Here is a 22,302-nt window from a genome sequence, read left to right on the forward strand (position 1 = left end):
TCTAAGCCTTTCTCACCAGCATCAGAGCCAGACCACCAACGATAACAAGCGGCAACGCCTTTTCGATTGTTCCGGCAATGCCCTTATCCTGCCCACCGACGATAAAGGGCGCAGAAATTGCGCTGTAACCGTCCGATGCAGCAGAAGACACAGCCGGAGCGGACCCGGTTAAAGACCCGCCGAACAGCGTAGAAAACAAACCGCCTACAGGTGCCGCACTCATTTAGCATTACCCTTACTCAAAATCACAAAGCCAAGCAGACCGATACCGCCCATCATTGCCAGTGTTTTGGCGTCTATAGGTTTTGCGGTTGGAAGGTTGGTATTTGTGACTGGTGTAAAATCAGGTGTCGGTGTTGATACCGTTCTGGGGTTCAATCGTTCACGTAAACGGCTTTGACGTTCTTTGGCATCAAGATAACGGTCAAAGACTGATCCCGCCGTATTTGCAGCTTGATCAAAAACACCGCCGACAGTTTCAACGCCCTTATTCAACAACCCAAAGAAATCATCAAAAATTGTCATTATTCCCCCTTGTGCAGCAAGGCGCGAACGCCCTGCCCTCACAATTCAGATTGTTGGATTATTGCCCCGGAACGTGGCCCTCTAGGCGTTCAGCAATAATGCGGAAATTTGCTGGTGCTGACATATCCAAACGCAACCGAAAGTCTTGAGCTTTCAGGCTCATTCGGTCACTTAGACGGTTCGTCGGTGAAAAATCTACGTGTGTCATACCAGCCTGAATAGTACGCCCAGTGTGACCGTAGTGAGCCTTAATAACTTGTTGATCGACCTGAGAAATGATCTTTCCATCACGCTCAATTTCAACGGTTTTTGTGTTTGCTGTGGTCATATGCAGACCGAGCAAAGCATAGTCACCACGAGGAATATTAGAAATCTCGTAAGGTCCAGCAGATTGCGCGTCATATCCGTCAAAACGACGAATAGTACAATGCACACCCATCTTTTGCGCAGGACCCTGTAAAGCATGAATTTGCAGACTTGGATTTGTTACACCCGCCGCAATATCAATTTCTACATTAAAGACCTGAACATCAGCCGTACCCCATGCCAGAGCGTCCTCGCCTTCTTGCTGCCGCATGTTCGGACGTGAGAAGACAATTTGAATTACCCCGTCTTCAAATCCATAACCGTAATAGTCGTTTACGACATGAAGTTCTGCACCGGACAATTTTACCTTTTCATCGGCGTCAATTACCAAGCGAATTTCTTCAATTTCAGCCGCAATTTGTGCCTTTGTCGCATCCGCACCATTCCGTTTGTATCGGATGAATAAGGAATGATACGTCAGGCCGACAGGCAGTTCCGCAATAGCCGTTGCACCCGCTGCAACTTGACCAAAGGAGCCTACTTTTTTCATCATTCTTGCCATGATAGCTGGTTCCCTTATGCGTCAAAGCCGTTGATAGCTTTATTGACCTGATCGTTATCACGCATGGAATTCATCAGCCACCCGGCTGCGAAGACACCAGCAACGACGATTGCCAACATTTTAATGTCACCCTTACTAGGCATTAAATGTACTCCGATGTTGCGGAGTTTTTCTGTAGCGCTTTAATCGCCACAGCAGCAAACACAGCACCTAATGCATATGTTACGGCTGTACCCCAGTTGATTTTTGGCATAACCTGCCCCCGTTTAAAAATTGAGTTAACTTACTCTCGTACCCTATTCAAAATTCAGGATTTATTGAGAAAATCAACGCTTAATTTCACCCGTATATACGTACGGAATTACCCGAATTTGTCCTTTCCTCGGGTAACGACGCCGTTCTTTTTGTGGAAGTATTCCAGCGGTTGAAGCTCATCAATCTTATCTTTGTATTGAGTACCCAATAGCCCCACAGTCTTAGCCCGGTCATTCACGTCATCACCCGGCCTTAGTATGTAGACTTCTGTTGTATTGCCTCGGAAATCAGCATGAATACCCGCCAATCTTTGGGCCACGCCAATGACCTCAATGCCGTAGTGGCGACCACGCGCACAAACCTCAAACATACCGTAAATTTCAGACGGGAGATTATGATTAGGAAGCCCGGCGTTCATTTCCTCTACAACCAGCGTGACCATATCAGCAGCCGTATAACTAACCTTTTCAAATACCTTTTTCTGAATGTCCATTAAGATCAGGCATAACCTATGAAGCTGCATAGGGCGATTTTGCGCACTACACTGATACGCTATACGAAACCCTCTACGATTAGCGGCAATGGCCCTTTGTAGGTCTACTTCATTTGGAGAACGCCCGACCTGAATAAACCCCGGTTCGTGTTGGTATTCCCCTGTAGGGTCAAAAATCAACACCCGCTTGCGGTCCTTGATAAGTTTTTTCGTACGGGTAGATTTACCCGAACCGGAACCACCATAAACCCCAATACGTTCAGCACCCTTACCCATTGGCAGCACTCCCGTCATTCGGGCCAAAGTCATATGGATCATCACCGCCAGACTGTGCCGATTGTTGCACTGGCTGTTCCGTTTTCTGGCTTGATTGTTTTACAGGCTTGGCATTTTTTGCCTTGATTTCAGCTATGACCATCATTGCCTTAGGAATGGTAAAACTGCCAATAGCAATTGCAGCCTGTGCATACTCATTTCCCGGATGAATAAGAAACTGTAACCACTTGACTTTTAAACAGAGTTTATAAAGCGCATCAGTGGCTTTTCGGGCCTTTTCTGCTTCAAAATCCTGAATAGGCAAAGTTTCAAGTTTCGTGTACCACCCGGCAAATTCCAGACCACCATGCAAAGCGTCATAAAATTCATCTTCTGTAAGAAAGCCAGCATCCGGGTTGCTTTCTTTAGCTTCTACAACTTCATTTTCAGTTTCGACAGTATCGCCGAAAGTCATGAAATCAGCTTCCGAGATAGTCTCGGTAGTCTCCGTATTCTGGTCGCTCTGCATCCCCAGAGGCTGGAACTGGTTGCTCATTATCTTCTACCTTGTCACATGATTGTTCTGGCTTCTGGGCATCCAAATACGCCTGTATAAATTTACGAGACGTTGGCTTGCTCATATTTTGACTTGCGGTACAGCTTCCGCCATCAGCAGAACCGTCACAGCGCGTATAACAAACGCCACCCGCATTCACCCTTACTTGAACTTTGTAAGTGCAAAAGTCGTCATTGCATTCCTTATGCCCGACAACTGTCCCAGCTAGTTCGTGAGGTGTCTTTTTACCCATTGGCACCCCCTATTTGTGACTTGAGACTAGAGACCTCGTTAATAAGCCCCCGTATGATTGAGTTCTGGCACTTGACCAGTTGCATAGCCACATCTGCTTTCTGCATCAGTGGCGCTTTCTCTAAACGCGCTTCCCACACGTCCAGAGCTTCTATTAGACCGTTCATCATTACCCCTAATGAATATGAAACGATCCCTCGCCTTGGATACCTTCTTTTCAAACCCCTCTCTATTTTCCCGAATATCAGACCGTAGAACACGCTCAAGACGCGGCACGATCATAGAGAGATTTGACCCGTCATAATCCAGCACAGCAGCCAGACCAGCCGCACAGCCTTTTATGAGGGTTTCATATGTATGTACGGCTTTGTTTAATTCGACCTCTCTAATATCAGAGGGTTCAACACCGCTTTCATACATACGTAAACAGTTTGCTATTTCTTCTGTTGTCATTTCCCATATGGGGTCTACGTCCATACGGGTTGCGTTTGTATCGGTCTGGTCAGGATTGAGATAACGAATATCGCTCATAGCCTTTTTGAACAGGTCACATATGGACGCTTCCAAATCCTGCCAACTCGTAATGTTCCACTTTTCTTTTAAGTGCCGCTTTCCAGCCCGAACCTCTACCCGCCAGACCTTGTTATTCGGATTGTCCTTTTCTAAATCCCAAATCTTCCACCAGTGTTCTTTACGCTTTGAAATAACCTCAGCCCGTTTATCGTAAATGATGATTTGGCGGTTCGGCATTTTACCCACAGTGACAGAGGTTGTCCGCCTTCCCTTATGGCTCGTAGACACGTCATTTTCCTCATAAGAACCGCGCACAGTGGAGCTATGACAAACAAAATCATTGGACCTTAAAGCAAAGTCAGGCGCGAAAAAATCAACGCAGAAATCCACACGCCCAATACTCTCAGAGAGAACCGTTGCGCCCAAGCCTTCAAGAATATCATACAGTCGCTGCTTGGTGCCTTCATAACCGCGACAGGCAAGACCAGCAGAGCCACACGACACGCGAATGTTGTATTCCGTTGGATTGTTCGACTTCTTGAAAAACCATGTCTCACCATCTGGCCCGGTAGAACAGCGATAAGCATAGCCGTTGCGATTGCCTGTTATATCAATAAGTAGCTCTATGCCGCCGGGACCGACGCGAACGGGCTGTGGGGCCTCTACCTCTTTGGCGAGTTCTTTAGCTGCTTCAAGAGCATCTACGACACGCCCCGGTAAAGCACCCTGAAAGGAAACATCCAGCCCGTCAAATCCTCTGTATATCACTTCCATAATCACACCGTTTTCTGTTTTATGTAATTCTGTGGGGGGGTGCTACAAGCGACCCCCAAGGAGCCAATTTGAAAGAAAAAGTATCGTTTTGAAATAATGACTCCCTGTTCTTACTTTGTTCATGTACAATACTACATACAAAGCACCACATGTTGTATTTTAGATTCTATAGGAGCACTAAATGTCGCACTCTATGTTAACAATCCAATTGGTTTGGCAAAAGGCCACTCCAATACTTGGACGCGATCAAGATATCTGGCGAAAAGATAAGTTCGGAAGCCTAATTCACAGACACTCATATGGTATGCAATCTGATTATGGTTGGCATATTGATCACATATATCCGGATAGCAAAGGTGGCCCTGATGTCGTAGCAAATTACCAACCCTTGCAATGGAAAAATAATATTGCAAAGAGTGATAAAGTTGGATTACGAGGCCTTTCTTTATTCGGCTCTTTTCCCCGCTCATAGATACATAAATAAGCCTCTAAATGAGGCTTATTTATCCCCATATTCCCCAACCAGTGCCAACACCAACAACGAAGCCAATGCCAGTAGGAATACTTCCGACCAGAACAAAGAACTTGATCCATTCCCAAGTCTCACCATCAAACCAATCACGCATGATATTTTTCCTGTGCTGCATAATAACCTTTGAACCACTCGCCACGATCTTCTCCGGGGCGATACGGACAACGCGAAGAGTTCACGCTTTCCTGCCAAGCTTTAAAGCCCTCTTGGTAGGGTTCGGCTTCTTCCGGCAATTCATCAGGAAAAGGTTCGTTCGTGGCCCATGCTTCCACTTCATCCGATGGATCACGCTTCCCGGCTTCCATCTTGGATATGTAGGATCGTGAAACACCAAACTTTTCACCGAGTTCAGCTTGTGAGAGCTTTTGCTCTAATCGCTTGGCCCGGATTTTCTCACCAATATTCATTTTCAAACCTTTCATTAGAGAACTTTTTTCATTCCGAGAGAAACAGGCACACCGCACGACCTAAAAAGCATTTCCCAATCCGTTGCATTGGTTTTGTCAGGGAATACCTTGTGCCTCTTTTTAAAGTGTTCAGTCGTGGATTTTAGCTGATTACAGACAGCCTTGAATTTGTCATCACCTTTGGGCCAAGGATAAATGCTAGACCGGGTTATTTCTTCATCCTGCATTGATTGCAGGGCGTTACCCATATCAGCGGCGGTATCAAAGTCAGTCTTAACGAGATATTCCCGCAGACCGTCAGACCAGCTTACAAGCCATGTCTTTGCATTGATATTATTCCGCCACTGAACAGCCATAACAAAGTCCTATCGTGGGTAAGCAAAACCGCCTGAGCTATCAGCAGCAGACGGGGCGCGACGACGCTTGTTAGGGTTGTAGCGTTCCCAGACGATACGCATATGGTCCGGGTTCTTTGGGTCTGGTTGATCTTCCATATCAACGAAGAAAGCCGCCACGTTGACGCTGCCATTCATATCAGGGTGGTCAACTGCCAGAGACAGGAACTTTCCCCCGCCTTGATCTTCTTTCCACCATGCAGCCCCGAAATCTTCCCACTCGCCACGGTAATGAATATTGATGCGGTAATCAGGGGAACGATCAGAGCGCTTGATTGCTGGATCAAGAAACAATGGCCCAGAGGCAACAGCGTTTAAATCAATATCGCCCCTAAAGCATTCTTTGTCTTTTGTTGTGGCTGGTATATGTACGAGAGTTCCAATTTTGCGAGACATATTCTTTCCTTCGCCGTTCGTTAAACCTATCTCCCCACCCCTCCGGGGCGGGTATTAATGGGTTTTTAATTTTAGAGGGGTTTCACCCCTTAAAGAGAGTTGGGAGAGGGCAGATTAATGCCCCCTTCCCCTCTAAAGGCTTCCGGTTGCTCCCCAGCAGAGCCAGAGCCAAAATTCATAAAAGTGAGGGAATAAGAGTTAGAAAGCCGTAGGTCGCACCCATGCCGATAACGGTGCCGATGCCCAGACCAAAACCAAAAATGATACCCTGCGAAAACATCTATTCCCCCGTGTGACTGCCTCGCCTTGGGGTGACATTCGGTTGCCACCCCGTCCCCGGCGAGGGATCAAGAAATGGTCACATTGTGACCTCATATAAGCCTCTTATAGCTTATAGTGAAGCTATAAGGTCATAACTAGACTCATCTTGTCAACATGTAATTTATAGATAAACTATAAGAAAGAGGAGAACCCGCCATGAAAACAGTAGATTTCTACATTGACGAAGCCAAAAAAAATAGAGGAATTAAGTCAGATGCAGGATTATCTAGAGAGCTAGGATTTAAAGGCAATCCCACTGGGCATTGGCGGACAAAACGAGCATGGCCTGCTGATGAGACAATTGTAGAACTCGCAGAAATGGCGAATGAAGACCCAACAGAAGCATTAATGAACCTCAATATATGGAGAGCCTCGGGCAAAGCACGGGTTCTCTATGAACGTATTGCCAAAAGCACAGTTCAGAGTGTGGCAATCCTTGGGGTTTCCAGCCTTGCCACTTTTGGTTTCCAACCAAAAACCGCAGAAGCCAGCCAAATTTTGGAAAAAGTGGAAACCCAAGTCGCGAACAATGTATATTATGGAAAATATTAGAAAAATCACTCAACACCAAAATACTTTTCATACAAAGCCTCGTATTCTTCTGTAACTTTGTATTCTTCCATTTTGTTTGCAAAAAAAACGCTGATATTATCTTTCTCGGCTTTTTTGGAAAAACCAATGTACATTGGTTTTTCCAGCACCGGTGGATTTATGATCGTAAATTTATCCAACACATTCGTATCTTTATAGACAGAATAAAAATCGCTGAAATAGACGATACCGAGGTCACCGCGGCTGTTAGTAATAAATCTTTCAACCCATCGAGCGTCGGCGCAGCATATTTTTTTAAGATAATCGGCATTATCGAATTCATATCCGTACCGACAGTGCCAATAAAATAAATTACGTTTTTTGCGTATCATCCCCATTCTGCTACCAAACTGCCCTGAGGTTTCTTTATCTCCGACAATTTTCTCATTTATAACAAGTTTTATAATCGATAGACTAATAATGCTCCGTCCTGTGACAAAACAAAGGTTTCATTATGAAAGTGATTATTGCGGGTTCACGTACGATTAATGATTATAATGCTCTTGAAAGCTTTGTGGAGAGCGTTGAGTGGCCCATCGAAGAAGTTGTTTCTGGTAGCTGTCGCGGGGTCGATACGTTGGGCGAACAATGGGCTGAAAAGAATAATATCCCAAAGAAAGTGCTTCGCGCCGACTGGGTTAAATATGGCCGAGAAGCTGGCGAGCTTAGAAACCGGGAAATGGCAAACTACGCCGATGGTCTCATCCTTTTGTGGGATGGTAAAAGTCCGGGTGCTAGCTGTATGCTCAGAGAATCAGCCAGAGCTGGCATCAAAATTCACCATCAGATATATGGCTTTGACTGGCAGGAAATGGAACAGGCTGAAAAAGCTATTCTGGATTATTATTGGTCCGGTAGAGGACGCCTTGTTTTTCAGCATAACCATTGGGAATGGGAATCTGTTGATCCTAATGCACCTGTTATTCCGCAAGAAGCCATCAATGGCCTTATTGAACAAGGCTTTTTAGAAGAAGATACTATTACAGTGCTTAAGCCAGTACGGGAAGATTACCATAGTAAGTTTGCTTAGGATAAAATTGATCATGTCAACCTCTCCCAATGTCATGCTATAAACCTGAGCCGAGGCCCCTCTTCCCGTACCGTTTGCCGTCTCGAACATTCGATTAAACGTCAACGTATCAAAATCAAATCCCAAACGCAGTGCATCCGTAGGGCTTAACACAATTGAACTTGCGCCGGTATCAACAAGAAATTTGACTCGTTTATTATCAACAAAGGCTTCTATATAAAAATGCCCATCACTGGCACGGCTAAATTCGAGTTCTCCAGCCTGATTTATATAACCTTGTCCCGGAATTAAATTGTTCGAAACCCGATCCCAGACATTCTCAAAAACATCGCGATAACTATAACCAACAAAAAGAACAACAAAGATAACGATCCACAATCCAATATCACGTATATGTTTCGGCAAATCAGATTTTTGCAATCGCCCAACACCGAGAATAGAGGACATAATCAGGAGCAAAATCGCAAGACTACGCACCAGATCTATCTGATCATCGTCACTTGAAAGAGAGCCCGGAAAGCGATCAACAAGAAAAAATACACCCAGACCTGTCAAGACAATGAGAATGAGGCAAATCCCAAAAGATGAGATACCACCACCCGAAGGCTTCTTCCCTTGCCCATTATCCGAACTTTTCTCAAACGGGTTCGGTTTTCTCTCAACCATGTCTTGATTTATCCTGTGTAAATATTCGCAGAAAGTTTAGCATTTCACACATAAGCACTTTCGTAAAAGCTTTAAAGTACTTCCTTAGGCGTTTGATGTTAGAAGTTTTATCCCTAATACCCCCATTAAACCACCAGCAATCCGGTCAATCCAGCTTTTGGATTTAAGATACATCTGACGCGATGCTCTAACCGAAAGAGCACAAGCCACCAAGACATACCAACCAGTCTCAACAAACAGCAATGCCGGTAATAAAAGCGCAGGAAACCAGATTGAGGTTTCTGCAGGCATGAAGACAGCAAAAACGCCACTGTAAATAAGAGCTGCTTTGGGATTATTAATTTGCGTCATAAAGGCATAACTAAAGGAACGCATAAGGCTTTGTTCTGAATGAGGTTGTGAAACTCCCTCTGCGCGTTGCCGTTCGGTTAAAACATGGCGTCTCGTCATTTCAAATTGTCCTTGTTAGTCATTAGATTAAAGTGGACAATATTCACGCCTGTAAAATCAATGGCTTACACCGCCTAAATCCATGAGGGTTCAAATGGGACAGAAAGCAGTCATTTACGCACGGGTCTCAACTTCTGATCAGTCGTGTGAACGCCAGATAGGTGAACTCACCAGTTTTGCTGAACGAGGGGACTTTGAAATCGTTGGGGTGCTCGGGATCTTGGCATCAGCAAGAACACTATTACTGAAATTGTAAAACGGGATCGAAACAATCCGTAGGACTTTTCTGCAATGACCTGTTCTAGTGCGTTGAGAACTAACTAGGTCTCGACCGTTGATGCAGGCAAAACTTAGTTAGTTCTCACGTTAGACTCTTATGTACAGTACGGCATGAAAATCTTCCCCTAGCCTTGTACGTCAAGACCATGACGCCAATAGATCCGTCAAGCCGAAGCGGCAATTATCGCCGTTTCAATAGTTTTAAGCGCTTGTTCCATCTGACACTGTGTAGTTATCAATGAAGGATAAAGTGTCAAAACAGATCCCATGGATATTTTGAAGCTCAGCCCGTTTTCTAGGCAACGATAAAAGACCTCTTCTGCAAGATCATTTGCTGGAGCTTTACTGCCTCGATCCTGAACCAGATCAATTCCCATCAGAAAACCACGCCCTCGAATATCACCAATACATGAATGCCGATCCATCATGTCATTAAGGCGTTCCAACGCCCATTCACCGACAATAGCAGCGTTTTCAACCAAGCCTTCCTTTTCGATGATCTCAATGGTCGTGAGAGCGGCTCGACAGGTGACTGGATTTTTTTCATGGGTGTAGTGGCCAACAGCGTAGTCGCCGCAGACATCAAGTTCAGGACGACAAATCGTAGCTGCAATGGGCAAAATTCCACCGCCCAAAGCTTTACCCATCACTAGTATATCCGGTACGACATCATCATGATCGCAGGAAAACATTTTCCCGGTTTTGCCGAGTCCCGTAGGAATTTCGTCAAAGATCAGAAGAGCACCATGGTCATTACAAGCCGCCCTGACTTTTTTCCAGAATCCCTTTGGTGGAATATGTGGGACAGCACGGTTCGGCTCTGCAATGACGGCTGCGATATCACCTTCCTTCTCAAGCGTAAATCGGATCAGGTTTGCAACAATATCTCCAACGTCCTCATCCCTAGGCGTTTCTCGCGAGTGTTCAATTCCAAATGGATTGCGATAAGCATCAAAAGAAGGAACGTGTTCTGTTCCAGCAAGTAATGGTCCAACACGTCCCATCCTAAACAATTGCTCGCCTCCTATACTCGAGGCACCGAAACCCGACCCGTGAAAAGAATCCCAGAAAGAAAGGGTTTTAAATCTGCCCGTGGTGACGCGGGCAATTTTAAGTGCGGTTTCAACCGCGTCAGATCCACCAGTTGTAAAGAGAACTTTATTTAGATCACCAGGCGAAATTTCTGCAATTTTCTCGGCTAGCTCTGAAGCAACATCACAAGAGAAACGCCTTGGAGAAAAAGGAAGGTCATCCATTTGACGACTTATTGCTGTCTTCAGTTCAGGGTGTCCGTAGCCAATGTGGTGAACGTTATTACCATGGAAATCCATGTATCGACGACCATCTTTGTCTTCCAGCCAAATCCCCTCCGCTTTCTTGATGGCGCTTAAGCAGGGGGATGAAATAGATTGATGTATAAAACAGCTTGTATCTCTTGCGACTGCTTTATGCGTACTTTTTCCAAGTTGGGTGTTCCAATTTGTTCTTCTCGTGCTCAGATTGGTTTCACTTTCCGAAAAATTGGGGGACTGCGTTTTGTTTTCCGGGTTGATTGAGCTCATTGTTTTATACCTCTTGCTCGTTCCACTACAGAATTGAATTTGCTTGATGGTATAATCGGTGAACTCGTTCGTCCATTTCGCTTGTAATGAAAATGATGAGCTAGTAGAAGCAACCAATGCTTCTTATGGCGTCATTCAAGAATTGAAATACTTATGCTCTCCGATAATGGATAAGAACTTAAATGGGCAAACTTACAGTCGCTAAAAATTTAAGACTTCTCACCAGCTATCATAAGTCGATTGCAGAAGTCTGCCGCCAGATGGGGGTCAACCGGCAACAGTTCAATAAATACCTGAACGGCACCAGTTTGCCATCCAGAAATATGCTTCAACGTATCTGTGATTTCTTTGGTGTAGAAGATTATGAGATATTACTACCCTTGGATGAATTTCGCGGACTGATCGCGATAAAGTCACGTAAGGAAACATTTGAAGCAAGCAAGAGCCAGACGACCCGAGGACATATAGAGAAGGTTTTAGCAGCCTCACGAACGGATGCCGAGCAACTAACAGGATTCTACTATTCGTACCGATATTCGTTTTCGGATACCGGTAAGATTCTAATATCACTTATTCATATTTGGCCCTCGGATGGTCATATTCTCTCAAAACGAGTGGAGCGATTCCGTGATCTTGAGAGTGGCGATGAGAGTCCGTTCCTATGTAAATATTTGGGCCATCTGCTCTATTTGCAAGATCGGATTTGCATCGTTGAGTATGAATCGCTTAAGCGCGAAGAAGTGTCACAGACTATCCTCTACCCTAGCGGTCGAAATCGAAAAACTTGGTTTTCCGGGCTCAACCTAGGCGTTTCGACACGTGATGACCGCCGCATTGGTTGTGGTTGCGTACTCTATCAGTATCTTGGTGTAGAAGTGGATTTAAAACGCGCGCTTGGCGGCCTTGGAAAATTTCCGGTTGAGCATGAAAATGTGCCCCTCATGGTTCGCAATACACTGCAAACTCGCGTCGCCAACGATCAACAGAATACGCTCTTCGCCCCTCCTATTTGAGAAACCATTTTAACACTTAAGCGCTTTCCGGGCCATGACGTCGCGTTCTGTGAATCTCTTTCGGGTTTTATTCCTCGCCCCTTGGGGCGTAAACTTCCTTTGTGAGTGAGTATCTACACAAACACCATAATGTAACCGTACTGATCTATCATTTGTTTTTCCAGTAAAATACCGTCGGGCTGTATTTGATGTGTCAGTAGGTGAAACATTACGTGATGTGTGTCTTGAGGTTGAAAAAAGCTACCAACTGAAATTCCTGTAGATTGGTACTAACAAAGACCATGTCCATTTTTTAGTGCAATCAGTTCCCACCTACACTGTAACCAAACTGGTAACCACGATTAAAAGTATAGCCGCTCGTGAGATGTCTCGCTTATGTGCTCAGGTTAAAAACAATTATGGGGCGGTAAGTTTTTGACGAACGACTATTTTGTCAGTTCAGTTGGAGTACATGGTAATGAAAATTTCCTCGCGACATTATGAAAAGACCATGAAAACACCTCAATGTGTGCACGAAAAAGCCAGCTACAAAATGCAGCTGGCTAAAACATGAAAAAACGTCAACGTATTTCAGGACGGGTCAATAACCAGTTCTTATTTTTGTTTTAGATAGCCAGATATTCCTGACGCAATTCTTCGTTATCCAGAACTTCCTGCGCAGTACCATCAAAAACGACCTGCCCCATATCAAGAATAATCGCTCGATCCGCAAGGTGCAGTGCCGCGATAGCGTTCTGCTCAACGATGATCGTTGTTATGCCATGAGTTTTTATCTCCTGTAAGATTGATTCAATCTCATGAACAATCACAGGAGCCAAACCTTCGTAGGGTTCATCAAGTAGTAATAGCTTTACATCACGGGCCAGTGCACGTGCGACAGCAAGCATTTGCTGTTCACCACCTGACATCGTAATCCCTTCTTGATCTCGACGTTCAGCCAAACGAGGAAAATGCTGATAGAGACGCTCAATAGACCAACCAACAGGTTCCGCAATCTGTGCAAGTTGAAGGTTTTCTTCAACTGTAAGTCCAGGAATAATTCTGCGGTCCTCAGGGACAAGCGCAACACCATTTTGAGCGGCTTCAAAATCTTTCATTCTATGGAGTGGTTTATGATCCAACCATACTTCACCCTGGGTCAGAACAGGATCACCCGCCCGGGCAATTGCGCGAAGAGTTGACGTTTTTCCCGCACCATTTCTACCAAGCAAGGCAAGAATTTCGCCCTCACGGACATCAAAGCTCACCCCTTGAACGATATAACTTTCACCGTAGTAAGCGTGAAGATCATGTGCAGAAAAATAGGCTGGAGCAGTTCCTTCACTTTTAATTGGTTGCATACGGCTCATAGATGCGCTCCCCCAAGATAGGCTTCCTGAACACGTGGATCACCCTTGATCCCTTCTGGTGTTCCCTCTGCAATAACAGTTCCCTGTGCCATGACACTCACCTTGTCAGCCAAAGAAAAGACCACGTGCATGTCATGTTCAATAATCACCTTGGTGATCCCCCTCTCCCCAATCCGCTTGAGAAGATCAATCGTGTTATTGGTATCGGCACGGGACATACCAGCAGTCGGTTCATCAAGCAGCAAAAGCTTGGGATTTTGTACCAAACACATAGCCAGTTCCAAACGACGTTTATCGCCACGGGAAAGACTGCCTGCATGCATGTTGCGTTTATCAATCAAGCCAACATCTTCCAGCATATGTTCAGCACGCCCGATGATTTCACTATCCTGGTCCGCCCGTTTCCAACCATTTAACTTGAATGCGCCATCCCTTGAGGCCAAAGTAGGAATTACTACGTTATCCAACAACGATAAATCGCTAAAAATCTCTGGCGTTTGAAACACCCGGGAAACCCCGGCCTGGTTAATTTCGTGTGGCTTAATTCCCAAAAGAGAATTGCCGTCGAAATTAACACTTCCACTATCAGGAATTAACAAACCAACTAAACAGTTTAGAAAGGTCGATTTTCCGGCGCCGTTTGGACCGATAATAGCATGAACAGATCCTTCTTCGACATCCAATTCAACTTTATTAAGAGCCTTTAGACCACCAAAACTCTTGTTCACATCGCGAACTTCAAGAATACCCATAATATTATCTCTCTATTCACCTGGTTGAACTTTGGCAGAGCCAATCGGATCGGCTTTACCATCTGTGCTGTTATTTTTATTTCGAAAGCGTGCATAGATCCGGCTAAAGCCTTCAACAATGCCACCAGGTAAGAAAACAACAATCAGCATGAACAACATACCAAGTGTAAGATGCCAGCCTTCACCAACAAAAAGACTTAGAATTGCAACAACACCATCCTCAAGAAAATCAGGTAGGAAGTTGAAAATACCATGCAGCACATTTTCATTAATCGCCGAGAAGATATTTTCAAAGTACTTAATAACACCTGCCCCGATAACGGGACCGATTAATGTACCAACACCACCAAGAATGGTCATGAGAACAACCTCGCCAGAAGCTGTCCACTGCATCCGTTCAGCACCAGCAAGTGGATCCGTAACAGCCATCAGAGACCCGGCAAGACCCGCATACATACCAGAGATAACAAACGCCGTCAGCGTATAAGGACGCATATTCAATCCCGTATAGCTCATACGGTTAGAGTTTGACTTCACAGCTCTTAACATCATGCCAAAAGGAGAACGGAATATCCGCATGGAGATATAAAACCCGATAATCATAAGTATGGCACAGAAGTAAAATCCGGAATAACCACTCATCTCAATACCAAAGAAATTGGTTGGCGGAATACCGTCTGTTGCAGCAACACCGACAAGACTATCCAAGGTACGAGGATCATTCAGACTAAGCTGCAATCCTGTTTCCCCATTAGTAATCGGCGTTAGAACTGAATAAGCCAAATTATAAGACATTTGAGCAAAAGCAAGCGTCAGAATAGAGAAGTAAATACCTGATCTGCGTAGGCTGATATAGCCAATAACAACAGCAAATAAGCCAGAGGTAATCACCCCAAATATAACAGCAGGTACAACGCTCATACTTAACAGTTTGAATGACCAAACCGCTGTGTAAGAACCAACACCCAAGAAAGCGGCATGACCGAAGGATAGATACCCCGTTAAGCCAAAAAGGATGTTAAAACCAATTGCAAAAATACCAAATATTGCAAAGCGCTGTAGCAAATCAGGATAGCTTGCACCAATTGGTGCCAACCAAATTGGCATGGTGAGAACTGCGAAGGTAAAAATACCCATAAGCAGTAAATCTTTACGCGGCGTAGCAGTAATCATTGTCTTAGGACTCCATCACGCCTTTGCGCCCCATCAGACCTCTTGGACGAACAAGAAGAATGACAACCGCAACAAGGAAAATAATAATTTGATCAATACCAGGCAGGATTTCTTTCACTTCATTCATAGAAGCGAAGGATTGTAGAATTCCCAAAAGGAAACCAGCGGCAACAGCACCGCCTAGAGATCCCATTCCACCGACAACGACCACAACAAAGGAAAGAACAAGGAAATCCATACCAAGATGGTAATCCGGCGGAACAATTGGCGTGTACATCACACCTGCCAGTCCCGAAACAACAGCTGCAATACCAAAGACAATCGTAAACCTGCGCTCAATATTAATACCGAGAAGACCAACTGTTTCACGATCTTGCATGCCAGCACGGACAACCATTCCAAAGGTGGTAAATTGCAAGAAACAGAAGACAGCTGTAATAATGATCCCAGCGAATAGAAGATACGTCAGACGCCACCACGGATAGATCACTGAATCGCCCAACCCAATAGCTGCGCCGATATCAGCGGACCCAGTTAACAGATCCGGGGGTGGCATCGGTACCGGGTTTGCCCCGAAAAACGCCTTAACAATTTCCTGCAAAACAATCGCTAAACCAAAAGTCACAAGAATCTGTTCTGCATGTGTACGCTTATAGAAAAAGCGGATCAGCCCGCGTTCCATTGCCAAGCCAACAAGAAGCATCACAGGGATCGCAAGTAAAATTGACAGCGGGACCGCATAGTCAATAATTGCCGCGCCCGTTTCGCCAAACCATATTTCAAGATAAGGCACCTCTTTGAAGGCATCAAAGAAAGTTATACTTTCATCTTTCACTTGTTTGGAAATGGTCAGAATCTTCTTAAGAGTAACGGCACAGAAAGCACCAAGCATAAACAATGCCCCGTGAGCAAAGTTCACAACGCCTAGCGTGCCGAAAATCAGTGTTAATCCCAAGGCAATAAGAGCGTATGACCCGCCCTTATCCAAGCCGTTCAGGATTTGCAATACAAATGCATCCATCGTTCTATTTTCGCTGCTGTTTATTTCTCTAGAGTTATTTCACAAATATCTCTCAGAGTATCACACCTCGGGACAATACCAGAGAGTGCATAATTTAAAGTTCTGACCGCTCATATGAGCGGCCAGATTTTACAACGAGTAATTAAACCTCGTATGGGCCGAGTTCACCACCAAAGATAGATGGATCATACTCAACTTGGGCACGCGGAACTTCTTTAACAATCTCAAGAAGATCAAACTGAGTTGATGGGTTTGCATTACCCCGCACCACGAGAACATCTTTAAAGCACTGATGATCAGCAGCACGATATTCAGTCGGACCATTCCCCATACCATCGAACTCGAAGCCTTCAAGAGCTTTAATGACTTCTGGTGGATAGAATGTACCAGCCATTTCACACGCATTTGCATAAAGCAATGTCTGGACATAGCAAGTGTGTGCAGCCTGTGATGGAGGGAAGCCATATTCCTGACCAAAGGACTTAACAAATGCTTGTGACCCGGCATCTTGAAGTGCCCAGTTCCAGTTTGTTGTTCCCAAAATCCCTTTGATATTCTCACCGGCACCTTGCGCCATCAAACGCGAGAAGAGAGGCACGATAATTTCAAAGTTTTTACCGTTAACCTGCTTGTCACGCAGACCAAACTGAACAGCCTGTGTCAAAGAGTTGATCATATCCTTACCATAGTGGTTAAGGATCAATACATCGGCACCTGAGTTTAGAACAGGGGTAATATACTGAGAGAAATCGCCCGCACCCACTGGCGTTTTAACTGTATTCACAGTTTCCCAGCCGAGACCTTCTGTCGTATTCTTGATCGACTCTTCTTGTGTCCAACCCCATGTGTAATCGGCAGTCAGATGATAAGCACGGCGATCCGTTCCCATTTCATCTTTAAGAACCGGGCCAAGAGCGGCACCAGATTGATACGCATTGAAGAAATGACGGAAGCCATAACGACGCTTGTCTTTACCTGTTGTGTCGTTTGAGTGGGTCAAGCCACACATAAAGATAACCCCCATCTCCTGCGCCAGAGACTGAGTAGCAATAGCCACACCAGAAGATGAACCACCAGAGAACATAGTGACACCTTCTTTTTCAATCATACGCTTGGCCGAGGCACGGGCAGCATCTGATTTTGTTTGGGTATCACCGGTTACGTATTCAACCTTCTTCCCAAGAATACCATTTCCTTTGAGTGAACTTGGCTTCATGGTTGTTAGCATGCCACCATCGCCTTCACCATTAAGGTGCTTGACAGCTAGCTGGTATGCGCGTAACTCATCCGCACCTTCATCAGCATAAGGTCCGGTTTGCGGTACGTTAAAGCCAAGCTTGATAAAAGACTGGCTACTAGGATCATTCCTGAAATCAGCAGCATAAGCGCCTTTCACGAAAGAGTATGGTGTCGCGCCACTAAAAACAGCTGCGCCCGCACCTGCTGCGGCTGCACTAGTTAAAAGTTTGCGACGAGAAAGTTTAAATTTGTTCGTTGTATTCGTCATGACAGTATTCGTCTCCCAAGAAGTATACTCATGCTGTTCTTTTGTGCTGGATCGCACCGATTACTTTTTTAGTTTTACTTTTTCGGCCTATTAATTTATTTCGCCGTTATGTGCAAAAGCATCCTCTTGTTTCGTAATAGGGACAATAGAACTTTGAAGGCAACTCAAATTTTTGTTATATTTTTTACTTTATTACAGATCTATTTGTAAAAAATGAAAATAAATACAAAAGCCCGCAACGAAAATATTCACTGCGGGCTTTTATTAAATCAGAGACTTATCTGTTTTAAAGGTTACTCATTTACAGACCTTAGATGGCCAATAAAGTCATGAACTTTACTTTCCAGTTGCTGTGCTTCTTCAGCAAGTCCAGATGCAGATTTTTGCACCTGTTCTGCTGCGGTACCTGTTGTATTAGCAGCTTCACGAACCTGGCTAATATTTGCAGAAACCTGGTCCGTACCATTTGCAGCCTGTTGAACAGACTTCGTAATTTCAGCTGTGGCGGCCCCCTGCTCTTCTACTGCCGAAGCAATCGCTGTCGCAACTTCATGGATAGAATCAATTGTTTTTGAAATACCATGAATGGCCTCAACTGAATCACGGGTTTCCCCCTGAATAGAGCTGATTTGACCAGAAATCTCTTCCGTCGCTTTTGCCGTTTGGTTCGCAAGCGACTTAACCTCAGAAGCAACAACGGCAAAACCTTTACCAGCTTCACCAGCTCTTGCTGCTTCAATGGTAGCATTCAATGCCAGAAGATTCGTTTGCTCCGCGATATCGTTAATCAGTTTTACAACCTCGCCAATCTTATCAGCTGCATTGGCAAGACCTTCGATTTTCTGGTTGGTCCTGGATGTCTCTTCAACCGCATTACTCGCAATATCTGCTGAGCGTTGTACCTGGCTACTAATTTCATTAATTGATGCAGAAAGTTCTTCCGTCGCGGCAGCCACAGACTGCACATTGGCAGAAGCATCTTGCGCCGCATCAGTTACTACAGACGCTTGACTTGACGATTGTGACGCTGCATTCGACATTGTCTCAGCTGAAGAGCGCATCTCATGGGCAGAGCTGGAAACAGAAGAGATAATCTGTCCAACAGATGCTTCAAAGTCATTCGCCATTTGCATTCGGGCTTCTTGACGCTCTACCGAGGCACGCTTTTCTGATTCCAGTTTTTCAGCTTCCATTTGGCTGACCCGTTCAGCATTAGCTTTAAACTGTTCTAAAGCACGGTTGATATCACCAATCTCATCACCGCGATCCTGCCCTTTAACTTCGACATTATAATTACCCTGCATGAGTGACGTGATGACCCCCATACTACCTTGTAAAGGATTACGGATCATAAAGCGGGAAATAAGAAGAAGTGCGACAATCAAGATCAGAAGGAGTACAACACCACCAATAACCGTATATTGTTGTACAGCTTGAGCCTGTTGAGTTAACCGACTAACGGGTACATTAACAAGAACAGACCAAGGCGCTTTTGAATCTCTAATTTGTACAGGTACAAAAAGACGATATAGATCGTTATCTTCCTTGCCAAAAACCTCGCCGTTGCCAATTAAAGGTACAGCCTCGGCCAAAACAGGATTTTCTGCATTTAAATCTTTCCCCAGTTCTTCCTGTTTTTCAAAGGCAACCCATTTTGCCTGATTAGAAATCAGATTAACTGAACTGCCAGTATCAAAGGGCTGTATCTCGTTAAAGGCCGCTGACATGTCATTGAGGCTCATATCAACACCAACAACACCAATAAAATCCCCATTATCGTTCAAAATAGGATAAACAAACGAAGTCAAAAGAACATCTGTGCCATCAATATCATAAACAATTGGTTCCATGATGATCGGCGCTTTGGTATCTCTGGGAATAGTATAATATTCTGAAAAATTAGTCAGGAATGACAGTTTTATACCTTCACCAAAATTATAATAGTAAGTTGCATAACGGCCGTCTTCGCCATTATAGCCTTCTTTAGAGTCCTTATAGGTACTATCATTACCATCAAGCGCATCCGGTTCAAACCCCGCCCATGCACCAGCTAAATTTGGATTGGCCTCTAGAGACTGCCTCAAAACATTATGATAAGCTTGACGGTCTTCCGGATTAGTCGCTTGGATAGCTTTAAATGATTGCACAATTGAATGAGCAACTGTCATAGCCTGGTCTAATTGATTTTTGACCTTTTCCGCTTCAACCTCACCAACTTCCTGGGCTTGTTCCAATGTAAGATCACGAACGGTTGTCTGCATTGTCCATGACATTAAAAAAATACTTATTGCCAGACAGACAACAACAATTAGGGCACTTGTTATTGTTAGCTTTGCGCTCAGAGATAGCTTGTTAAGCATCATTCAGTTCCATCATCCTACTAAAGACGCAATTATAATATTTGCGCATATCTTCCAAGATATTCCACCGTTGGCATATCTATGTTTACCAACACAATATCCAATGCCCCTTAAAAAGTAGTAAATCAATCGACACAGGTGTTCTTCAAGTGAAAGAGTTTTGAAAAAGAAGTATTTTTATACAAACAAACCCGCAGTGGAATCTTCCACACGGGTTTGTTTTTCACATATATTTTAAATAATTTAATCGTTCACAGATCTTAAACGCCCAATGAATTCGTGTACTTTATTCTCCAACTGCTGAGCTTTTTCGGCGAGACCGGATGCCGATTTTTGTACCTTCTCAGCTGCAGTACCTGTTGTATTAGCGGCTTCACGAACTTGAGTAATGTTTGAAGAAACCTGATCTGTACCATTTGCTGCTTGCTGAACCGACTTTGTAATTTCTGCAGTAGCGGCCCCTTGCTCTTCGACTGCCGAAGCAATTGCAGTAGCGACCTCATGAATAGAATCAATTGTCTTGGAAATACCATGAATAGCTTCTACTGATTCACGAGTTTCGCTCTGAATAGAACCGATTTGACCAGAAATATCCTCTGTCGCTTTTGCAGTCTGATTCGCAAGCGACTTAACCTCAGAGGCAACCACGGCAAAGCCTTTACCTGCTTCACCAGCTCTTGCCGCCTCAATTGTCGCATTCAACGCCAGGAGATTGGTTTGCTCAGCAATATCATTAATCAATTTAACAACCTCACCAATTTTATCAGCTGCATTCGCTAAACCTTCAATTTTTTGGTTGGTTCGGGATGTTTCTTCAACCGCATTACTAGCGATGTCTGCAGAGCGTTGAACCTGACTACTGATTTCATTAATAGACGCAGAAAGCTCTTCGGTCGCCGCAGCAACTGACTGTACTAAACTAAAGAATTGAACGAAATTTAATCACTTTATTTTTGCTCTATTCTTATTTGAGTTCTAAATTATTGCTGCATTTCTTAAAATCTAATGGTGCCTTATGACTAAACAAATTCCCGATACAACAAAAAACGGTATTTCCCGCCTTATTGACCTCATGAAAGATCTTAGAGATCCAGATGGCGGATGTCCTTGGGATATAGAACAAACTTTCCGGACTATCGCACCTTACACCATTGAAGAAGCCTACGAAGTTGCTGACGCAATTGAGAAAAATGACCCAGCTTCACTCAAAGATGAACTTGGAGATCTTTTATTACAGGTCGTTTATCATGCCCAAATAGCAAAAGACGAGAATCTCTTTGATTTTGAGAGCGTTGCCCAAGCAATTACCGAGAAGATGATAAATCGTCATCCGCACGTTTATGCTGAGATCTCTCACGATAATGTTGAAGAACAAAAGCTTGCCTGGGAAGAACTAAAAGCAAAAGAGCGCGAGAATAAGCGAGGAAAAAAAGAAGAAAGCGTGCTGGACGGTATTACAATCGGATTACCTGCTGCCACACGCGCTATTAAACTTCAAAACCGTGCTGCAAAAGTTGGTTTTGATTGGCCAAACCTTTCCCCGGTTATTGACAAAGTTTACGAGGAAATTGACGAACTGAAAGACGTCTTACAATCCGATCAACACGACAATACTTTAGATAAGCATGATCGAGCAGAAGATGAACTTGGCGATATATTATTTTCAGTTGTAAACTTGGCAAGGCATCTGGATATTGATCCAGAACAAGCACTTCGACGCACCAACCAAAAATTTGAAAATCGCTTTCGAACTGTTGAAAAAACAATCAAAGAAAACGGATTAAATATCAAAAATACATCATTGGAATATATGGAAAATATCTGGATATTAAGCAAAGAAAACGAATGACACATTATGTCTATTTTATATCTCATTTCCCGTTTGAATAATTAAATCCTGGGCTGATATAAATGGTTCATTGTGGTCGATGGCAAAACTTTTTAATCCGACTTGATTTTTGTAGCCAACTCTTCTAATTGAACTTGATCCAAAGTGACGTTGTATTC

Annotated in this window: 29 protein-coding genes and 1 pseudogene; 7 read left to right on the top strand and 23 right to left on the bottom strand. The window is 44.2% G+C overall.

Annotated elements, in window-relative coordinates:
• Position 1: 1 nt before the first annotated feature.
• The 8 genes from WH96_RS06575 to WH96_RS06605 all read right to left on the bottom strand — a co-directional run bounded on the left by WH96_RS06575 (position 2) and on the right by WH96_RS06605 (position 4,491).
• Complete coding sequence (locus WH96_RS06575) at positions 2 to 223, bottom strand: hypothetical protein (RefSeq protein WP_047763391.1); 222 nt, start codon at positions 221 to 223, stop codon at positions 2 to 4.
• Entirely contained in the window at positions 220 to 525 is a 306-nt protein-coding gene (locus WH96_RS06580) for a hypothetical protein (protein WP_047763392.1), read from the bottom strand. Before WH96_RS06580 ends, WH96_RS06575 begins: the two co-directional genes overlap by 4 nt.
• 58 nt (positions 526 to 583) lie before the next feature.
• Entirely contained in the window at positions 584 to 1,393 is an 810-nt protein-coding gene (locus tag WH96_RS06585) for a major capsid protein P2 (protein ID WP_047763393.1), read from the bottom strand.
• A 14-nt stretch (positions 1,394 to 1,407) separates the two neighbouring features.
• Positions 1,408 to 1,536, bottom strand: coding sequence for a hypothetical protein (locus tag WH96_RS22645; protein ID WP_281175839.1), 129 nt, complete (start codon positions 1,534 to 1,536; stop codon positions 1,408 to 1,410).
• A 218-nt stretch (positions 1,537 to 1,754) separates the two neighbouring features.
• Positions 1,755 to 2,417, bottom strand: a complete 663-nt coding sequence (locus WH96_RS06590) for a helicase HerA domain-containing protein (RefSeq protein WP_047763394.1) — start codon at positions 2,415 to 2,417, stop codon at positions 1,755 to 1,757.
• Entirely contained in the window at positions 2,410 to 2,952 is a 543-nt protein-coding gene (locus tag WH96_RS06595; protein ID WP_162200126.1) for a hypothetical protein, read from the bottom strand. The genes WH96_RS06590 and WH96_RS06595 overlap by 8 nt, the downstream gene beginning before the upstream one ends.
• Positions 2,876 to 3,205, bottom strand: a complete 330-nt coding sequence (locus tag WH96_RS06600) for a hypothetical protein (protein WP_047763396.1) — start codon at positions 3,203 to 3,205, stop codon at positions 2,876 to 2,878. The genes WH96_RS06595 and WH96_RS06600 overlap by 77 nt, the downstream gene beginning before the upstream one ends.
• A gap of 38 nt (positions 3,206 to 3,243) precedes the next feature.
• Positions 3,244 to 4,491 (bottom strand): hypothetical protein, encoded by a 1,248-nt coding sequence (locus WH96_RS06605; protein WP_047763397.1) that lies wholly within the window; start codon positions 4,489 to 4,491, stop codon positions 3,244 to 3,246.
• 181 nt (positions 4,492 to 4,672) lie between these two features.
• Between WH96_RS06605 and WH96_RS06610 the strand changes: the two genes are divergently transcribed.
• Positions 4,673 to 4,963 (top strand): HNH endonuclease family protein, encoded by a 291-nt coding sequence (locus tag WH96_RS06610; RefSeq protein WP_047763398.1) that lies wholly within the window; start codon positions 4,673 to 4,675, stop codon positions 4,961 to 4,963.
• A gap of 31 nt (positions 4,964 to 4,994) precedes the next feature.
• Here WH96_RS06610 and WH96_RS22650 read toward each other — a convergent pair whose 3' ends face one another.
• From WH96_RS22650 to WH96_RS06625, 4 genes are read right to left on the bottom strand one after another with little or no spacing between them, the layout of a single operon-like run.
• Complete coding sequence (locus WH96_RS22650; RefSeq protein ID WP_281175840.1) at positions 4,995 to 5,117, bottom strand: hypothetical protein; 123 nt, start codon at positions 5,115 to 5,117, stop codon at positions 4,995 to 4,997.
• The gene (locus tag WH96_RS06615; RefSeq protein ID WP_047763399.1) at positions 5,110 to 5,445 is read right to left on the bottom strand and encodes a helix-turn-helix domain-containing protein; all 336 of its coding nucleotides are present in this window, start codon (positions 5,443 to 5,445) and stop codon (positions 5,110 to 5,112) included. Before WH96_RS06615 ends, WH96_RS22650 begins: the two co-directional genes overlap by 8 nt.
• Complete coding sequence (locus WH96_RS06620) at positions 5,445 to 5,786, bottom strand: hypothetical protein (RefSeq protein WP_047763400.1); 342 nt, start codon at positions 5,784 to 5,786, stop codon at positions 5,445 to 5,447. Before WH96_RS06620 ends, WH96_RS06615 begins: the two co-directional genes overlap by 1 nt.
• 9 nt (positions 5,787 to 5,795) lie before the next feature.
• Entirely contained in the window at positions 5,796 to 6,221 is a 426-nt protein-coding gene (locus WH96_RS06625; RefSeq protein WP_047763401.1) for a DUF736 family protein, read from the bottom strand.
• 477 nt (positions 6,222 to 6,698) lie between these two features.
• On the opposite strand from WH96_RS06625, the gene WH96_RS06630 reads away from it, so the two are divergent.
• Positions 6,699 to 7,094 carry a hypothetical protein gene (locus WH96_RS06630; protein WP_047763402.1) on the top strand — a complete coding sequence of 132 codons (396 nt, stop codon included), beginning with the start codon at positions 6,699 to 6,701 and terminating at the stop codon, positions 7,092 to 7,094.
• Between the two features lie 5 nt (positions 7,095 to 7,099).
• Here the strand turns inward: WH96_RS06630 and WH96_RS06635 are convergent, their stop codons facing one another.
• On the bottom strand, positions 7,100 to 7,465 hold the full coding sequence (locus WH96_RS06635; RefSeq protein WP_156176730.1) for a hypothetical protein: 366 nt from the start codon (positions 7,463 to 7,465) through the stop codon (positions 7,100 to 7,102).
• A gap of 122 nt (positions 7,466 to 7,587) precedes the next feature.
• Here WH96_RS06635 and WH96_RS21245 point away from each other — a divergent pair, with 122 nt between their 5' ends.
• Positions 7,588 to 8,163 carry a DUF2493 domain-containing protein gene (locus WH96_RS21245; protein ID WP_082130368.1) on the top strand — a complete coding sequence of 192 codons (576 nt, stop codon included), beginning with the start codon at positions 7,588 to 7,590 and terminating at the stop codon, positions 8,161 to 8,163.
• Here WH96_RS21245 and WH96_RS06645 read toward each other — a convergent pair.
• Both WH96_RS06645 and WH96_RS06650 read right to left on the bottom strand, forming a co-directional pair.
• The gene (locus WH96_RS06645; RefSeq protein ID WP_047763404.1) at positions 8,098 to 8,829 is read right to left on the bottom strand and encodes a retropepsin-like aspartic protease family protein; all 732 of its coding nucleotides are present in this window, start codon (positions 8,827 to 8,829) and stop codon (positions 8,098 to 8,100) included. The genes WH96_RS21245 and WH96_RS06645 overlap by 66 nt on opposite strands.
• An 84-nt stretch (positions 8,830 to 8,913) precedes the next feature.
• Positions 8,914 to 9,279 carry a LysE family translocator gene (locus WH96_RS06650; protein ID WP_053005746.1) on the bottom strand — a complete coding sequence of 122 codons (366 nt, stop codon included), beginning with the start codon at positions 9,277 to 9,279 and terminating at the stop codon, positions 8,914 to 8,916.
• 94 nt (positions 9,280 to 9,373) lie between these two features.
• Here WH96_RS06650 and WH96_RS21730 point away from each other — a divergent pair, with 94 nt between their 5' ends.
• Positions 9,374 to 9,535, top strand: coding sequence for a recombinase family protein (locus tag WH96_RS21730; protein ID WP_082130369.1), 162 nt, complete (start codon positions 9,374 to 9,376; stop codon positions 9,533 to 9,535).
• Positions 9,536 to 9,722: 187 nt separating this feature from the next.
• Here WH96_RS21730 and pbfA read toward each other — a convergent pair whose 3' ends face one another.
• On the bottom strand, positions 9,723 to 11,120 hold the full coding sequence (gene pbfA / locus WH96_RS06655; protein ID WP_053005747.1) for a (R)-1-hydroxy-2-aminoethylphosphonate ammonia-lyase: 1,398 nt from the start codon (positions 11,118 to 11,120) through the stop codon (positions 9,723 to 9,725).
• A 182-nt stretch (positions 11,121 to 11,302) separates the two neighbouring features.
• Here pbfA and WH96_RS06660 point away from each other — a divergent pair, with 182 nt between their 5' ends.
• Together WH96_RS06660 and tnpA are read left to right on the top strand one after the other, a co-directional pair.
• Positions 11,303 to 12,133, top strand: coding sequence for a helix-turn-helix domain-containing protein (locus tag WH96_RS06660; RefSeq protein WP_047763405.1), 831 nt, complete (start codon positions 11,303 to 11,305; stop codon positions 12,131 to 12,133).
• 101 nt (positions 12,134 to 12,234) lie between these two features.
• A pseudogene (gene tnpA / locus WH96_RS22505) lies at positions 12,235 to 12,607 on the top strand (IS200/IS605 family transposase); the annotation flags it as partial.
• A 131-nt stretch (positions 12,608 to 12,738) separates the two neighbouring features.
• Here the strand turns inward: tnpA and WH96_RS06665 are convergent.
• From WH96_RS06665 to WH96_RS06695, 7 genes are all read right to left on the bottom strand, one after another.
• Positions 12,739 to 13,482, bottom strand: a complete 744-nt coding sequence (locus WH96_RS06665; protein WP_047763406.1) for an ABC transporter ATP-binding protein — start codon at positions 13,480 to 13,482, stop codon at positions 12,739 to 12,741.
• The gene (locus WH96_RS06670; RefSeq protein ID WP_047763407.1) at positions 13,479 to 14,234 is read right to left on the bottom strand and encodes an ABC transporter ATP-binding protein; all 756 of its coding nucleotides are present in this window, start codon (positions 14,232 to 14,234) and stop codon (positions 13,479 to 13,481) included. The genes WH96_RS06665 and WH96_RS06670 overlap by 4 nt, the downstream gene beginning before the upstream one ends.
• 12 nt (positions 14,235 to 14,246) lie before the next feature.
• On the bottom strand, positions 14,247 to 15,407 hold the full coding sequence (locus WH96_RS06675) for a branched-chain amino acid ABC transporter permease (RefSeq protein ID WP_047763408.1): 1,161 nt from the start codon (positions 15,405 to 15,407) through the stop codon (positions 14,247 to 14,249).
• A gap of 4 nt (positions 15,408 to 15,411) precedes the next feature.
• Positions 15,412 to 16,428, bottom strand: coding sequence for a branched-chain amino acid ABC transporter permease (locus WH96_RS06680; protein WP_047763409.1), 1,017 nt, complete (start codon positions 16,426 to 16,428; stop codon positions 15,412 to 15,414).
• Between the two features lie 142 nt (positions 16,429 to 16,570).
• Positions 16,571 to 17,935 (bottom strand): substrate-binding protein, encoded by a 1,365-nt coding sequence (locus WH96_RS06685; RefSeq protein WP_082130370.1) that lies wholly within the window; start codon positions 17,933 to 17,935, stop codon positions 16,571 to 16,573.
• A 293-nt stretch (positions 17,936 to 18,228) separates the two neighbouring features.
• Positions 18,229 to 20,298 (bottom strand): methyl-accepting chemotaxis protein, encoded by a 2,070-nt coding sequence (locus WH96_RS06690; RefSeq protein ID WP_082130371.1) that lies wholly within the window; start codon positions 20,296 to 20,298, stop codon positions 18,229 to 18,231.
• Positions 20,299 to 20,538: 240 nt separating this feature from the next.
• Complete coding sequence (locus WH96_RS06695) at positions 20,539 to 21,168, bottom strand: methyl-accepting chemotaxis protein (protein ID WP_082130372.1); 630 nt, start codon at positions 21,166 to 21,168, stop codon at positions 20,539 to 20,541.
• 142 nt (positions 21,169 to 21,310) lie between these two features.
• Between WH96_RS06695 and mazG the strand changes: the two genes are divergently transcribed.
• Positions 21,311 to 22,144, top strand: a complete 834-nt coding sequence (gene mazG / locus WH96_RS06700; RefSeq protein WP_047763411.1) for a nucleoside triphosphate pyrophosphohydrolase — start codon at positions 21,311 to 21,313, stop codon at positions 22,142 to 22,144.
• Positions 22,145 to 22,302 lie beyond the last annotated feature (158 nt).

This window comes from Kiloniella spongiae (assembly GCF_001026905.1).
GTDB classification, from domain to species: domain Bacteria; phylum Pseudomonadota; class Alphaproteobacteria; order Kiloniellales; family Kiloniellaceae; genus Kiloniella; species Kiloniella spongiae.